Source organism: Stenotrophomonas sp. 704A1 (genome assembly GCF_030549525.1).
Taxonomy (GTDB): domain Bacteria; phylum Pseudomonadota; class Gammaproteobacteria; order Xanthomonadales; family Xanthomonadaceae; genus Stenotrophomonas; species Stenotrophomonas tuberculopleuritidis.
The window spans coordinates 4,122,682-4,135,484 of sequence record NZ_CP130831.1 but is presented as its reverse complement, the minus strand read 5'-3'; the positions used below and the strand labels follow the sequence as shown (position 1 = coordinate 4,135,484).

The 12,803-nt window shown below is 68.3% G+C and carries 18 protein-coding genes and 1 tRNA gene; 14 read left to right on the top strand and 5 right to left on the bottom strand.

The window, feature by feature from the left end; translation table 11 throughout:
* Positions 1–27: 27 nt before the first annotated feature.
* From Q5Z10_RS18895 to Q5Z10_RS18870, 6 genes are all read left to right on the top strand, one after another.
* Positions 28–103: transfer RNA gene (locus tag Q5Z10_RS18895), tRNA-Ile, on the top strand.
* 91 nt (positions 104–194) lie between these two features.
* On the top strand, positions 195–836 hold the full coding sequence (locus tag Q5Z10_RS18890; protein WP_303639226.1) for a hypothetical protein: 642 nt from the start codon (positions 195–197) through the stop codon (positions 834–836).
* Positions 773–1,807, top strand: a complete 1,035-nt coding sequence (locus Q5Z10_RS18885; RefSeq protein ID WP_303636888.1) for a hypothetical protein — start codon at positions 773–775, stop codon at positions 1,805–1,807. Before Q5Z10_RS18890 ends, Q5Z10_RS18885 begins: the two co-directional genes overlap by 64 nt.
* Positions 1,808–1,998: 191 nt before the next feature.
* Positions 1,999–2,418, top strand: a complete 420-nt coding sequence (locus Q5Z10_RS18880) for an H-NS histone family protein (protein WP_303636887.1) — start codon at positions 1,999–2,001, stop codon at positions 2,416–2,418.
* Positions 2,419–2,464: 46 nt separating this feature from the next.
* Positions 2,465–2,890: a hypothetical protein gene (locus Q5Z10_RS18875; RefSeq protein WP_303636886.1), complete on the top strand. Its 426-nt coding sequence runs from the start codon at positions 2,465–2,467 to the stop codon at positions 2,888–2,890.
* A gap of 92 nt (positions 2,891–2,982) precedes the next feature.
* A complete protein-coding gene (locus Q5Z10_RS18870; protein ID WP_303636885.1) occupies positions 2,983–3,585 on the top strand; it encodes a hypothetical protein in 603 nt (200 codons plus the stop codon).
* A 36-nt stretch (positions 3,586–3,621) separates the two neighbouring features.
* On the opposite strand, the gene Q5Z10_RS18865 is transcribed toward Q5Z10_RS18870, so the two are convergent.
* Entirely contained in the window at positions 3,622–4,266 is a 645-nt protein-coding gene (locus Q5Z10_RS18865; protein ID WP_303636884.1) for a glutathione S-transferase family protein, read from the bottom strand.
* Positions 4,267–4,450: 184 nt separating this feature from the next.
* Here Q5Z10_RS18865 and Q5Z10_RS18860 point away from each other — a divergent pair, with 184 nt between their 5' ends.
* Positions 4,451–4,771 (top strand): hypothetical protein, encoded by a 321-nt coding sequence (locus Q5Z10_RS18860; protein WP_303636883.1) that lies wholly within the window; start codon positions 4,451–4,453, stop codon positions 4,769–4,771.
* A 15-nt stretch (positions 4,772–4,786) separates the two neighbouring features.
* Here Q5Z10_RS18860 and Q5Z10_RS18855 read toward each other — a convergent pair whose 3' ends face one another.
* Positions 4,787–5,089, bottom strand: coding sequence for a hypothetical protein (locus tag Q5Z10_RS18855; protein ID WP_303636882.1), 303 nt, complete (start codon positions 5,087–5,089; stop codon positions 4,787–4,789).
* A gap of 258 nt (positions 5,090–5,347) precedes the next feature.
* Here Q5Z10_RS18855 and Q5Z10_RS18850 point away from each other — a divergent pair, with 258 nt between their 5' ends.
* Positions 5,348–6,268, top strand: coding sequence for an MBL fold metallo-hydrolase (locus Q5Z10_RS18850; RefSeq protein WP_303636881.1), 921 nt, complete (start codon positions 5,348–5,350; stop codon positions 6,266–6,268).
* 95 nt (positions 6,269–6,363) lie between these two features.
* On the top strand, positions 6,364–7,317 hold the full coding sequence (locus tag Q5Z10_RS18845) for an alpha/beta fold hydrolase (RefSeq protein WP_303636880.1): 954 nt from the start codon (positions 6,364–6,366) through the stop codon (positions 7,315–7,317).
* Between the two features lie 120 nt (positions 7,318–7,437).
* On the opposite strand, the gene Q5Z10_RS18840 is transcribed toward Q5Z10_RS18845, so the two are convergent.
* From Q5Z10_RS18840 to Q5Z10_RS18830, 3 genes are all read right to left on the bottom strand, one after another.
* Positions 7,438–8,319, bottom strand: a complete 882-nt coding sequence (locus Q5Z10_RS18840; RefSeq protein ID WP_303636879.1) for an RNA polymerase sigma-70 factor — start codon at positions 8,317–8,319, stop codon at positions 7,438–7,440.
* A 70-nt stretch (positions 8,320–8,389) separates the two neighbouring features.
* Positions 8,390–8,803, bottom strand: a complete 414-nt coding sequence (locus Q5Z10_RS18835) for a cupin domain-containing protein (RefSeq protein ID WP_303636878.1) — start codon at positions 8,801–8,803, stop codon at positions 8,390–8,392.
* Between the two features lie 30 nt (positions 8,804–8,833).
* Entirely contained in the window at positions 8,834–9,313 is a 480-nt protein-coding gene (locus Q5Z10_RS18830) for a carboxymuconolactone decarboxylase family protein (RefSeq protein ID WP_303636877.1), read from the bottom strand.
* A 144-nt stretch (positions 9,314–9,457) separates the two neighbouring features.
* Here Q5Z10_RS18830 and Q5Z10_RS18825 point away from each other — a divergent pair, with 144 nt between their 5' ends.
* The 5 genes from Q5Z10_RS18825 (at position 9,458) to Q5Z10_RS18805 (ending at position 12,801) form a co-directional block, all read left to right on the top strand.
* Entirely contained in the window at positions 9,458–9,712 is a 255-nt protein-coding gene (locus tag Q5Z10_RS18825; protein WP_303636876.1) for a sigma factor-like helix-turn-helix DNA-binding protein, read from the top strand.
* Positions 9,709–10,743, top strand: a complete 1,035-nt coding sequence (locus Q5Z10_RS18820; protein WP_303636875.1) for a LysR family transcriptional regulator — start codon at positions 9,709–9,711, stop codon at positions 10,741–10,743. Before Q5Z10_RS18825 ends, Q5Z10_RS18820 begins: the two co-directional genes overlap by 4 nt.
* 112 nt (positions 10,744–10,855) lie before the next feature.
* Positions 10,856–11,623, top strand: a complete 768-nt coding sequence (locus tag Q5Z10_RS18815) for an SDR family oxidoreductase (RefSeq protein WP_303636874.1) — start codon at positions 10,856–10,858, stop codon at positions 11,621–11,623.
* Positions 11,624–11,830: 207 nt separating this feature from the next.
* On the top strand, positions 11,831–12,283 hold the full coding sequence (locus Q5Z10_RS18810) for a PA2169 family four-helix-bundle protein (protein WP_303636873.1): 453 nt from the start codon (positions 11,831–11,833) through the stop codon (positions 12,281–12,283).
* A gap of 167 nt (positions 12,284–12,450) precedes the next feature.
* A complete protein-coding gene (locus Q5Z10_RS18805; RefSeq protein ID WP_303636872.1) occupies positions 12,451–12,801 on the top strand; it encodes a VOC family protein in 351 nt (116 codons plus the stop codon).
* Positions 12,802–12,803: the final 2 nt, after the last annotated feature.

The following is a 12,803-nucleotide window of genomic DNA, read 5'->3' as shown; positions in this document are numbered from 1 at the left end:
GCCTCCACTACACTGTGGCGCTGCGCCGGGCCTATAGCTCAACGGTTAGAGCAGGGGACTCATAATCCCTTGGTTCCAGGTTCGAATCCTGGTGGGCCCACCAACCGGCCTCGAGTGAGCGGCTGCAGGTCTCATCGCCCCCGCGAGTCCTGCCAACGCGTCGGTACCCTCTGATCCGCACACAAGGATCGAACCTGCCCGGCACTCACGCCCCGGTGGAAGACTTCACCACCGAAATCGAAGACAGCCGGCACCTGTTTGCCTGGTGCCTGGTCCGCTATGGCCAGGTGCCGGAGGTGCTGGCGCTCGAGCAGGCGCGCAAGCGCTATCCCGACCAGAGCCGCGGCCGCGAATTCGAACAGGCGCTGATCTTCCACGACGAGCCTTGGCATTGGGCGATGCTGCATGTGGAGGGCGAAGGCTATTGGCGCTGGCGCCCGGAGCGTGAGCAGCCGTCGCTGGACTACGAGGCCGAAGCGGATGCGTTATGCCTGGCCCGCGGTGAGCGGGTCCCACTGCTGGATGAGGATGAGTATCTGGGTGCGCTCGCGCATGCGCGCCACATGCGTGCAGGGACGCTGGTCCATCAGGCGGGTCGTTCACCGGACGAAGCGTGTCGGGAGGCACTTGGCCACTATGCGTATCATCCGCGCCATCATCGCGGTCGACTTCAGGTTCATGATCCGCGTGACGGGTGGGGTGATGTGATACGCGCATTGCATATCAACGATTGCGGGTCACGACCCGAGCTGCGGGAACCACCAGAGGCCTATTGGAGCGCGTCCCGCGCCTTTGTTTCGACGCAGGGAATCCGCTTGCCGGACCCGCCCGGCTGAAAGGCAGCGGCATCGGTGGCGCGGCCGCCTGCCTGGTCGAAGGCGGGCAGGTGCGCTGGGCCGAAGGCGCCGCAATGGCAACTCTGGCTGGGTTGCTATCGCTGACACATCGCCTGGCGGCCGCGTGCTGGCCATGCCGCCGTGACGTCCGCTTCGCACAGGTTCTGCAATGCAAGGATGCGGGTTGCCGACACCCCCGCACTCACGTCTGGCTTGCGGAGCGCGTGAAAGGGGAGACACTCGGCTGCCTCGGCAGCGCCCGTGATCCGGGCTTCACGCGTCGCAGGCTATCCACTGAAGGCATGGACCTCATACGACTGCTGCGATCACTCGAAGAATTCCTGTACGAGCTGGTCGGCTGGCTGGTGTTCTACCCCAGGACGTGCTGGCGGGTCCTGGTACGACCGGGTGCGATTGCGCTGTACACGCGCCGGGAGCTGGCCAGGGATGCGGAGCAGCGGTTTTCCGATGCGATCAGTCCGGTGCTGATGCTGATCCTGTCGGTGGTCATCGCCCATGCCCTGGAGATGGCGCTGCGCATGGCCCCACCGACGCTTGGCTCGCCGGTCGGGCAGCTGCTTTTCAGCAACGAGCAGGGCCTGCTGCTGACGCGGTCCGCAGTGTTCTGCGTGTATGCGCTGGGCGCCGCGCTGGGTACGTTGCGCCGCCAACGGCTGGCGGTGAACCGCGAGACGATGCGCGAGCCGTTCTCGATCCAGGCCTTCATCGCATGCCCCTTCGTGCTGGGCCTGGCGCTGGCGCAGGCGGCGGCGTCCCCTGCAACGCATGCTGGACCGTTCGCCGCGCCCCTGCTCGGCACGCTGACGGTGATCTGGTACCTGTGGGCGCGCACGCAGGCGTTCGTGGCCCTGAACGGAGGATCGTCACTGCGCGCGTTCGCTTCGGTGCTCGCCTCCTTCGTGCTGACGACGATGGTGGTCGTCGCCTTCTTCGCTGCGGTGCTGCAGTAGCCACGCGCGCGGCGTTGCGGCCGGATCAATCGAAACGGTGATCCCCGGCGGCACGCACGTGCGAGCAGATCGCAGAGCGCCGTGGGGATGGCCGGCGTGGCGACCGCAGCCCGGTGGCGGTGACACCGATGTCTACGCGTGTCAGTCAAGGCGCCTTGACAGAGGGCTGCGCCGCAGGGGACCTTTCCGCCATGACTATCGACATCGAATCGCTCAGCCTTCGGGAACTGGGTGCCCTGGTGGTTGCCGCAGAACAGCGCAGACAGCTGATTTCCCGCCGTCGTCCGGCCAACGCGGTACGCCGGATGCTGAAGGCTGCGGCGGCCGAGGCGGGCTACACGCTGGAAGAACTGTTCGGCGATGGCGCGGCGCAGGAGGCGGCGCCCGCGCGGAAGCCCGCGCGGCGCAGAACCGGCAAGGTTGCGGCCAAGTACCGCGACCCGGAGTACAAGCGCCTGACCTGGTCCGGCCGCGGGCGCATGCCGCGCTGGTTGGCGGCCAAGGTGCAGAAGGGCCACAAGGTCACCGATTTCCTGATTCCCGGCCTGGCCCGGCCAACGGCGCGCAAGGGCAGCCCGATCGGCCAGCGCACGGTGTTCAAGAAGGACTGAAGGCGGACAGGGCCGCCTGCAGGTTCCCGCAGCGAAGGAGCAAGGGATGAGCGACAACGGCAGTGCGATGATTCCACGCAGGCTTCTGTACATCGCAGGCGCGGTGGGGATGGTGATCAGCCTGTTGGCCTGGTCGCTGGAATGGAGCGGGATGGCCTATGTCTGCCCGTACTGCCGCGTGCAGCGCACCGCCATCGGCGTGCTGGGCGTGCTGACACTGCTGGCGCGACCGGGCGGCATCGTCGTGCCCTGGCTGGCCTGCAGCATGGGCGGCTTCGGGTTCGTGGTAGCTGCGATGCAGCACTTCAACGGTTGGAAGCGCATTTCCGCCGGCAGTTTCAGCCTCAACGCGCAGTGGTATATCGACCCGTGGTTGCTGTCCGGGTGCGCGATGCTGATCCTGGTGGCACAACTGATGCTGGTGCAGGCGGCCTGCCAGCGCATTGCCCGATCCAGCGGGGTGCCCGCATGAGGCGCCGTGTCGGACTGCTTGTCGCCCTCGCTGCATCCGCGGGCACGCCTGCGCTGGCGGCGGAGCCCACCCCCGCACCGAAGCGGCCTTCGGTGGAAACCCTGCAGCGCCTGGTGGTCGACAGGGCCCCGCAGACGCGGGTGGCAGCGCCGGACAGCGAACGCATCACCGCGCGCCGGCTCGATATCGTCGACGAGAACGGCGTGATCCGCATGACACTGTCCGGACAGACGCCGCCACCGATCATCGATGGCATCCAGTACAGGCGTGCCTTCAACGTGGCCGGCATGGTGCTGTACGACGACAAGGGCAGCGAGCGCGGAGGCTTCGGCACCGCCGACGTGGACGGCGGCATGGCCGTGCTGGCGCTGGACCATCCGGCCATGGATGCGATCGGCTGGCGGGTGTCGCCCGATGGCGAGGTGCGCTTCTCGATCAACCAGGCGCCAGCGCTGATCCGCGAACCGGCGCTGGGCAATGCGCTGATTCCGGGCGTGCAGGCGCCCACCCGGATCGGGCTGGTGGTGGCGCCGGACGGTACTCCGGCCATCGCCCTCAACGACAAGGCCGACCGCACCCGCCTGCGGCTGACCGTGACGGCCGAAGGCTACGGTGCGATCGAGTTCCTGGATGCGCAGGGCAAGGTGATCCATACCCTGGCGCCGGAAGCGGAGCAGCAGCGTGGCCTGCGCTGACACCCGCCGCCATCCGCCGCAGGTACCGGCGGTGTTCTACTGCGATTGCTGGAACACCGCCCGTTGCGCCGCGAACGCGCGCTGGTACGCCGGCCGTGCCGTGCCCCGCGCCAGGTAGGCCGCCAGGTTCGGGTACTCGCCGACGATGCCGCTGCTGTGCAGCCGCAGAAGCACCGACACCATCAGCAGGTCGCCGGCGTTGAAGTCGCCGGCCAGCCACGCCGCATCGCCCAGGCGCGTGGACAGCTGGCCCAGGCGCAGGCGCACGCGCTCATCCAGCATCAGCAGCCGCTGCGCGTACCAGGGCTGCTCCCGTTCCAGTATCCAGGCCATGGAGCGCTCGACGATCGGCGGCTCGACGGTGTTGAGGGCGGCGAACATCCAGCAGATCGCCTGCAGGCGTGCGTCGGCGTCGACCGGCAGCAGGCCGGGGTACTGCTCGGCCAGGTGCAGCACGATCGCACCGGACTCGAACAGCACACGGTCGTGCGCCTGGTAGGTGGGAATCTGCCCGAAGGGATGCCGTGCCAGGTGGGCCGGCTGCTTCATCTGCTCGAACGACAGCAGCTGCACGTCGTAGGCCACACCCAGCTCCTCCAGTGCCCAGCGCACCCGCATGTCGCGGGCCAGGCCCTGGCCACGGTCGGGGGAGTGCGCGAATGCGGTCAGTGTCGGCTTCATCGGTTCCGGTTCCAGGATCGGCGGCGGCCCTCTCTCTACCGACGTGGCAGGGGGCGCGCAATCGACACCGGCGGGCGCGCTGCGGGATGGCTGGCCAGCGCCAGGATGAACCGTTCACCCCGGGGGATTCACAGGGCCGGCAGGCGGACGCACTATTGCGCCACTGCACCCCCGGGGAAAACACGTGAGCGCCTCCAGGCTGCCGCGGATCATTGGGTTCGACGTGCCACGGCTTCATCAGAAGGTGGATGCCTCCGCCGACGAAGCGATCACCGCGCTGCTGGACATCGCGCCCGATGCGCTGTGGAGCGCGCGCTTCCTGCAGCAGTGCGGCACGCTCGCCTCGCAGCTGTCCCTGGCGGCGGTGAAGGTGGAGGGCAGCCGCATCTGTTTCCATGGCTCCACCGCCGATGCGCGCGCCCTGGCCGATGCGGTCATTGCGCTGGTGAACCGGCTGAACGACCAGCTGATGCAGGAACACAACCAGCTCGCCGGCGAGGAGTGAGCGGCCTGCCGTGGCTCAGTGCACGGGCTGCAGCGGGAGCGAGCCCGACAGCCGCGCCCAGCACGCCATCGCTACCGTTTCGGAGCCGGGATGGTCGCGCGCGCTGTCGCGCAGGGCAAGCCGTGTCTGCAGGTCGCTGAGCCAGGCGTCGCGGCTGCCGTGCGGGTTGCGCACATAGATATCGCAGGCGAGGCGGATCACCGGCGCCACCTCGCGGCGGAAGTTGATGGCAGGCAGTTCGCCGCTCTGGAACGCCGCCTGCCAGTGCTGCAGCTCGCGTTCGACGTCGACGAAATCCCGGTTGCTGATGCGGTTCACGATGATTCTCCGGTAGGAACATCACCGTACACCGGTGCATGTCTGCACACCGTGTGGGTCCGGGGTGGCCCTGCGCGCGCCACCCGGGCACTGCTTCCCACAGGGCAACACCACGAGTCCGCTGACGGGTCTACTGCGGCGGCCCGGCCTTTCCTACGCTGATTCCACACGGTCCTGCCGTGTTCCGGAGCCGCTGCCCGCGTGCCACGGATCTGTTCACGCCAGCTGCCCGCCAGCCAACCCTTCGTGGAGATCCCCATGTTCAGCCTTGAAAACACTCTTGACCCCGTCGCCCCCGCGCTCGACGAACTGGTCCCCTCGCGCTATGCCGTGAAGATCGGCGACATCGACGTGCTGGTGGTCAGCGATGGGGTGCTGCCGTTGCCGACCCAGATGCTTGGCCACAATGTCCCGGCCGCCGAGCGTGCCGGCTGGCTGCAGGAGATGTACCTGCCACAGGATGCCTTCGACTGGGCGTTGAACGCGATGGTCGTGCACAGTGGCGACCGCACCATCCTGATCGACGCCGGCCTGGGCATGGACCCGGACCTGCAGCTGCCGCGTGCCGGCCAGTTGATCCGCCGCCTCGGTGCGGCCGGCATCAATCTGGAGGAGATCACCGACGTGGTGATCACCCACATGCACATGGACCACGTCGGTGGCCTGCTGCTGGAGGGGGTGAAGCAGCGGCTGCGGGCGGACCTGAAGATCCACGTCGCCGCTGCGGAAGCCGCATTCTGGAAGTCCCCCGATTTCAGCCGCACCAACATGCCGCAGGGCTTCCCCGATGCACTGCGGGCGACGGCCGCGCACTTCTGGGCCGAGTACAGCAGTTGCGTGCAGACCTTCGAGGACGAGCAGGAGATCGCGCCGGGCGTGGTGGCGCGCCGCACCGGCGGGCATACACCCGGTCATTGCGTGGTACGCGTTGCCTCGGGGGGCCAGGCGCTCACCTTCGCCGGCGACGCGGTGTTCGCGGTGGGCTTCGAGCAGCCGAACTGGCACAACGGCTTCGAGCATGATCCGGAGGAGGCGGCCCGCGTGCGCATCCAGCTGCTTGCCGAGCTGGCCGACACCGGCGAAATGCTGGTGGCCACCCATCTGCCGTTCCCGTCGGTGGGCCGGGTGGCACGGGACGGGGACGTGTTCCGCTGGGTGCCGGTGTTCTGGGATTTCTGATCAAGTTTTACGGACGTTGCATCACCGATGGTCCCTGCCGTAAGCGCACAGTACGTCCTGTCACGCCCCCATCCACTTCCGCAGGAGTCGCTTCCATGAACACCGTTTCCCGCACCCTTGCCGCTACCGTCCTAGCCCTGTCGGTGCAGGCGGGCCTGCCCGCACAGGCCGCCGAGCCGGTGCGCGCGGCGGCCGCCACCCGCATCGCCCATACCGCCAGCACCATCACCACCGCCGATGGCGTGCAGCTGTACTACAAGGACTGGGGACCGAAGGACGGTCCTGTGGTGACCTTCAGCCACGGCTGGCCGCTGGACTCGGACAGCTGGGAATCGCAGATGATGTTCCTGGCCGAGCATGGCTATCGGGTGGTCGCGCATGACCGACGTGGTCACGGCCGTTCCAGCCAGCCCTGGGACGGCAATGACATGGATCACTACGCCGATGATCTGGCCACGGTGATCAATACGCTGGACCTGCACAACGTGACCCTGGTGGGGTTCTCCACCGGCGGCGGCGAAGTGGCGCGCTACATCGGACGCCATGGCACCGGCCGGGTCAGCAGGGCGGTGCTGATCAGCTCGGTGCCGCCGCTCATGCTGAAGACCGCGGACAACCCGGGGGGCGTGCCGATCGCGGTGTTCGATGGCCTGCGCAAGGCACAGCGGGAGAACCGCTCGCAGTTGTTCCGCGACATTCCGTCGGGCCCGTTCTACGGCTTCAACCGGCCGGGCGCCAAGGTCAACCAGGCAATGGTCGATGCGTGGTGGGCACAGGGCATGCTGGGCGGGCACAAGAACACCTACGATTCGATCGCGGCGTTCTCGGCCACCGACTTCCGCGGCGACCTGCAGAAGTTCGACGTGCCGACACTGGTGATCCACGGTGACGACGACCAGATCGTGCCGATCGATGTATCCGGCCGGATGTCGGCGAAACTGATCAAGGGGGCCAGGCTGATCGTCTATCCCGGCGCACCGCATGGCCTGACCGAAACCCACAAGGACCAGGTCAACCAGGATCTGCTGGCGTTCCTGCAGCAGAAGTAGCATAGGCACAGGCAGCACCACAGCACGGGCCCCGGTTCATGCCGGGGCCTTCTGCCGTCTGCGAACACCGGCGCTGCGGCGAAACGCCGTGGTCGTGAAGCCACCGCGAAGGGCGCGCTGCTACTGGATCGACGTTGGCCGGGCCAGCGCCTGCAGCTTGTGCGGGTTGCGCTGCACCAGGATCTCGACGATCTGTTCGCCGTTGGTGTCGAAGGCCATGGCCGCTTCCAGCACGCCGTCGAAATAGCGAAGCAGCCCGAGGCGTCCATTGAACGTGGCCGGCACCAGGCGCAGCGCGGCCCTGCGCCGCAGCAGCGGTGCGTACAGCAGCTGGGCAATGCGTGCGCCACCGACCATCGGCCGGGGGAAGCTGGTGACGATGCCGCCACCATCGCCGATCAGCACCGCCGATTCGGCCATCAGGGTCTTCATGGTGCTGAAGTCGCCGTTGCTGACAGCCTCGGCAAAACGTCGCATCAGCTTCTGGTGCACCGCGTGCGGAACGTTGTAGCGCGGGCGCGCCTGGCGCAGCTGCAGGCGCGCGCGATGCACGATCTGCCGGCAGGCCGCTGCGCTCTTGTCCAGCGTTCGTGCCACCACGTCGTAGTCCTGGTCGAGCACATCGTGCAGCAGGAACGCCGCGCGCGCGTCGGGTGCCAGGCGTTCCAGCACGCTGAGAAACGCGACCGAGAGGTCGCTGGCGATTTCCAGGGTGGATTCGGGCGAGGGTGCGTCATCGGTCAGCAGCGGCTCGGGCAGCCACATGCCGACGTAGTGTTCGCGCGTGCGGCGGGCCAGGCGCAGGCCGTCGATGGCGCGCCGGGTGGTGGTGGCAACCAGCCACGCCTCGGCGTTGTCGATATCCTGCGGGTCGACGCTGTGCCAGCGCAGCCAGACGTCCTGCACCACATCCTCGGCCTCGTGCGGGGAGCCGAGCATGCGGTAGGCCACGCCGAACAGGCGCGGGCGAAGACGGGTGAACAGCGCGGTGGAGTCGTCCATGCCAACGCAGACGGGACAGGTCCCCGGATTGTGACATCCGGGGACCACTCGCGGTGGCCGCCCGAAAGGATCAGTGCGGCGGCAGGACGGCCGGCTTGCCGATGTCCTTGATCAGGAACACCACGAAGCTGGCCGGTTCGGTCTGGCTGGCATTGCGGCCGACGGTGTGCAGATCCTCAGGGCCTTCGTGGAAGGCTTGCCCCGGGCCGAGGGTGACCTCGCGGCCGCCGGCCACGCCCATTACGATGCGGCCTTCGAGTACGTACACGAAGCCGTGCGCATCGTGGCGATGGATGGGGTCGGCGCCACCGGGCGGGTACTTCACGGTCAGGATCAGCACCTCCTTGCCGGGCTGTTCCGGCAAGGGACGGGTCATGACCTCGCGCACGATGGGTTCCGGCGCAGGCGACGCAGGGGCCGGTGCTGCGGCCAGACTGCCCAGGGGCAGCAGTGCGAGCAGGACCAGGCAGGGCAGATGACGCATGGCAGGTCTCCAGGGAGGGGGGCGGGCGGCTCAGGCCAAGCCGGCCTTGTCCAGGCCGAATGCCTTGTCCAGGGTGCCGGGTTCGGTCTGGAAGGCGATGTTGGCGCGGTTCCAGGCATTGATCGCCATCACCGCATAGGTCAGATCGACGATCTCCTGTTCGGACAACTGGCTGCGCACGCGCGCATACAGGTCGTCGGCAATGCCGTGCGCAGGCAGCTGGGTCAGGGCTTCGGTCCAGGCCAGGCACGCGCGTTCGCGCGGGCTGAACAGGGTCGATTCGCGCCAGGCCGCCAGGTGGTGCAATCGCAGGGCGCGCTCGCCGCGGATGGTGGCTTCCTTCACGTGCATGTCCAGGCAGAAGCCGCAGCCGTTGAGCTGGGAGGCACGGATGTTGACCAGGTCGACGATGGCCGCTTCGATCGACGCGGAGTGCGCGGCGTGCGAGAACAGGCCGAGCTTCTTGAACAGTTCGGGGGATTGTGCAGCGTAGTCCAGGCGTGGGCTCATGATGGTGTTCCTGAGGGAGTGGAGGGACGCTGCGAGGCTAGACCGGGCGCCCGCGGGCCGGTAGCCGGAGCCGCGGACGCACGGTGTTGTGCGAAAGGCACCAATGGCCTGTCACAGCCCGGGGTGCTCGGCCGTCTGCCGGGCATGGACACCTCATCCGAGCCACGCCGCGCCGCCCGTCCCGCCAGTGAGCAGGTCTGGCAGGCCTTCCTTGCCGCGCTGCATGAACTGCCGCCCGATGCGCGCGCGGTGCTGCTGCTGCACGACGTGCTCGGTGCGGATATCGACGACATCGGGCCACTGCTGGGGTTGGAGCTGCCGGCCTGCCGGCAGCGCCTGGACCTGGCGCGTGCCCATCTGCTTGCCCGCCGCGACCCCCTGGAGCCCGGAACACCATGAATGCCCTGCCGCAATCCTGCCCGGCCAGTACCGGCCACGATCCGCTCAATGCCTCGTTCTCCACCAGCTATGCCGGCGTGCTGGCGTTCATCGCGGTGGCCGCCGAAGGCAGTTTCGCGCGCGCCGGTGATCGCCTCGGCGTCGGCCGCTCGGCCGTCAGCCGCAGCGTGCAGAAGCTGGAAGGACAGCTGGGCGTGCGCCTGTTCCTGCGCACGACACGCTCGACCTCGCTCACCCGCGAAGGCGAACTGTTCCTGGAGGGCTGCAGCCCGGGCGTGGCCTGCATCCTGCAGGCGCTGGACGAGGTGCGCGACCTGCGCGAGGGACCACCGCGCGGGCACCTGCGGATCAGTGCGAGCCACGGCTTCGGCCGGCGGGTGATCGCACCGCTGTTGTCCTCCTTCCGTGCCGCCTACCCCGAGGTGTCGGTGGAACTGCTGCTGGACGAGCAGGCGCCGGACCTGGCTGCCGACCGCATCGATGTCGCGTTCCGCGATGGCCTGCTGGAAGACAGCCAGGTGATCGCCAAGCAGCTGGTGCCGATGCAGCTGGTGGCCTGCGCCTCGCCGGCGTACGTGCAGGAACATGGCCTGCCGCAGACCCTCGAAGCGCTGTCCAGCCACGCCTGCATCGGGCGGCGCCTGCCCGGCGGACGGCTGCAGCGCTGGGAGTTCCGCGTGGAGGGCAGGGAGGTGAATCCCGAGCCGACGGCGCGCCTGGTGTTCAACGACGCCGACCTCGCCCTGCAGGCGGTGATCGACGGCCAGGGCATCGCCCAGCTGCCCAGCTACCAGGTGCACGATGCGCTGCGCGCCGGCGCGGTGGTGACCTGCCTGGACCGCTATGCGCCCCACGACCGCGGCCACTACCTGTGTTACCTGAGCCGCCGCCAGCTGCCCAAGCGGGTCCGTGCATTCATCGATTTCAGTACCCAGCGCGTCCGCGCGCTGGACCTGGACGCGTTCTCCCAGTGGGAAGCGCGCCAGCAGGCCACGGCACACCCCCAGACCGGGCAGCCGGCCTGGACATGAGGCCAGTGGTGCCAAACCGGCAACGCTGCGCGGCCCGCCAAGGGGCTACTGCACCGTCTGCCGCCTTCCTACGATGCAGGCAATCCCGCATCCACGTTCCAGGAGACCTGTCATGAAGATTCTCGTCATCGGCGGCACCGGCCGCATCGGCAGCAAGGTGGTCGACCGCCTGCGCGCCGCCGGCCATGAAGTCGTTGCCGCCGCACCGTCCACCGGTATCGATGTGTTGAGCGGCGAAGGACTGGCGGCCGCCATGGCCGGCACCCATGTCGTGGTGGACCTGGCCAACTCGCCATCGTTCGAGGACGCCGCGGTGCTGTCGTTCTTCGTCACCGCCGGCCACAACATCCTCACCGCTGCTGCCGAGGCGGGCGTACGCCACCATGTGGCGCTGTCGGTGGTGGGTACCGACAAGCTCGCCGCCAGCGGCTACTTCCGCGGCAAGATCGCCCAGGAACGGCTGATCCGCGACTCGGGGCTGGCGTACACGATCATCCATTCGACCCAGTTCTTCGAGTTCCTGCCGGGCATCGTGCAGTCGGCAGGCAGTGGCCAGACGCTGCGGCTGCCCACTGCGGCGGTGCAGCCGATCGCCGCCGAGGACGTGGCCGAGGCGGTGGCCCGCATCGCGCAGCAGGCACCGGTCAACGGCGTGGTGGAAATCGCAGGACCCGAACGGGAATCCATGGCGGTGCTGGCGCAGCGTTTCCTGCGCAGCACGGGGGATGCGCGGCAGGTGGTCGGCGACGCCGGGGCGCCCTACTTCGGTGCGCAGCTGCAGGAGGACACGCTGGTGCCGGCAGGACAGGCCTGGCTGGGCAGCATCGGCTTCGATGCGTGGCTGCAGCAGTCGGGCCTGCTGCAGCACCCACCGGCCTGATCGCGCGGCGCGCTACCGCACGCTCGATGCAGCGCGGAGGGTTCACACGCGGTGAAGGCATCGCCTGCCCGGTGTGAGCGGGTCGGGAAGCGTTGGGCAGGATGAGTACCGCATCAATCGGTGCTCACCCGCGAACCACACCGGGTTCGCCAGTCTGGTGGTGCAGACAACGGACACCACTGTTGTCCCTTTCCGAGGAGAACCTCCATGAGCACCCAGTCCACCATCGAACACCGCCTCAACGATCTGATCGAAATCGCCCGCGACGGCAAGTCGTTCTACGAAGAAGCCGCGACCAAGGTGAAGGATGTCGAGCTTTCGGAGCTGTTCACCCGCATCGCCGGAGTGAAGGGCCGCATCGTGTCCTCGCTGAGCAGCTCGGTCGCCGCCACCGGCGGCAAGCCGGCCGAGCACGGCACCATGGTCGGTTCCATGCAGCAGTTCTACGGCAAGGTGCGTGCCGCCTTCGGGGACACCAACTACGGCTATGTGGCCGAGTTGGAAGAGTCGGAAGATCGCCTGCTGGGTGCCTTCAAGGATGTGCTGAAGGACAACGACCTGCCGCCGGCCGTGCGCCAGGAAGTGACCCAGTGGCTGCCGGACGTGCAGGAGTGCCACAACGTGATGCGCGCCCGCAAGCATGCGATGAAGGCCGCCTGACGGTCTGACGGCTGCAGGTGCCAAGGCCGGGGCGGTTCGCCGTCCCGGCCCGGCGGTCACCCCTGATGACCGCGGATCCACCACGAACCGACTGCGGGGCGACGGCCGGTTGCCGGTTGTCGCCGTCGGCGCCACGATGGGCGCCCGCAACGTCCTGGAGTCCGTGCATGGCCGTCAACCGCATCGTCGCCAACATCGCAACGCCGGACCCGGCGCGCGCGGCCACGTTCTACACCGGCGTGCTGGGCATGCCGGTGCTGATGGACCACGGCTGGATCGTCACCCACGGCGGCCAGGGCCGCGCAGTGGCGCAGCTCAGTTTTGCCAGTGAGGGCGGCTCCGGTACGCCGGTGCCGGACCTGTCGATCGAAGTGGACAACCTGCAGGAGGTGCTGGAGCGTGTACGCGCAGCCGGCATCGCGCTCGAGTACGGCCCGGCCGACGAGCCCTGGGGTGTGCGCCGCTTCTTCGTCCGTGACCCGTTCGGACGCCTGCTGAACATCCTTGCCCACGCCTGAGC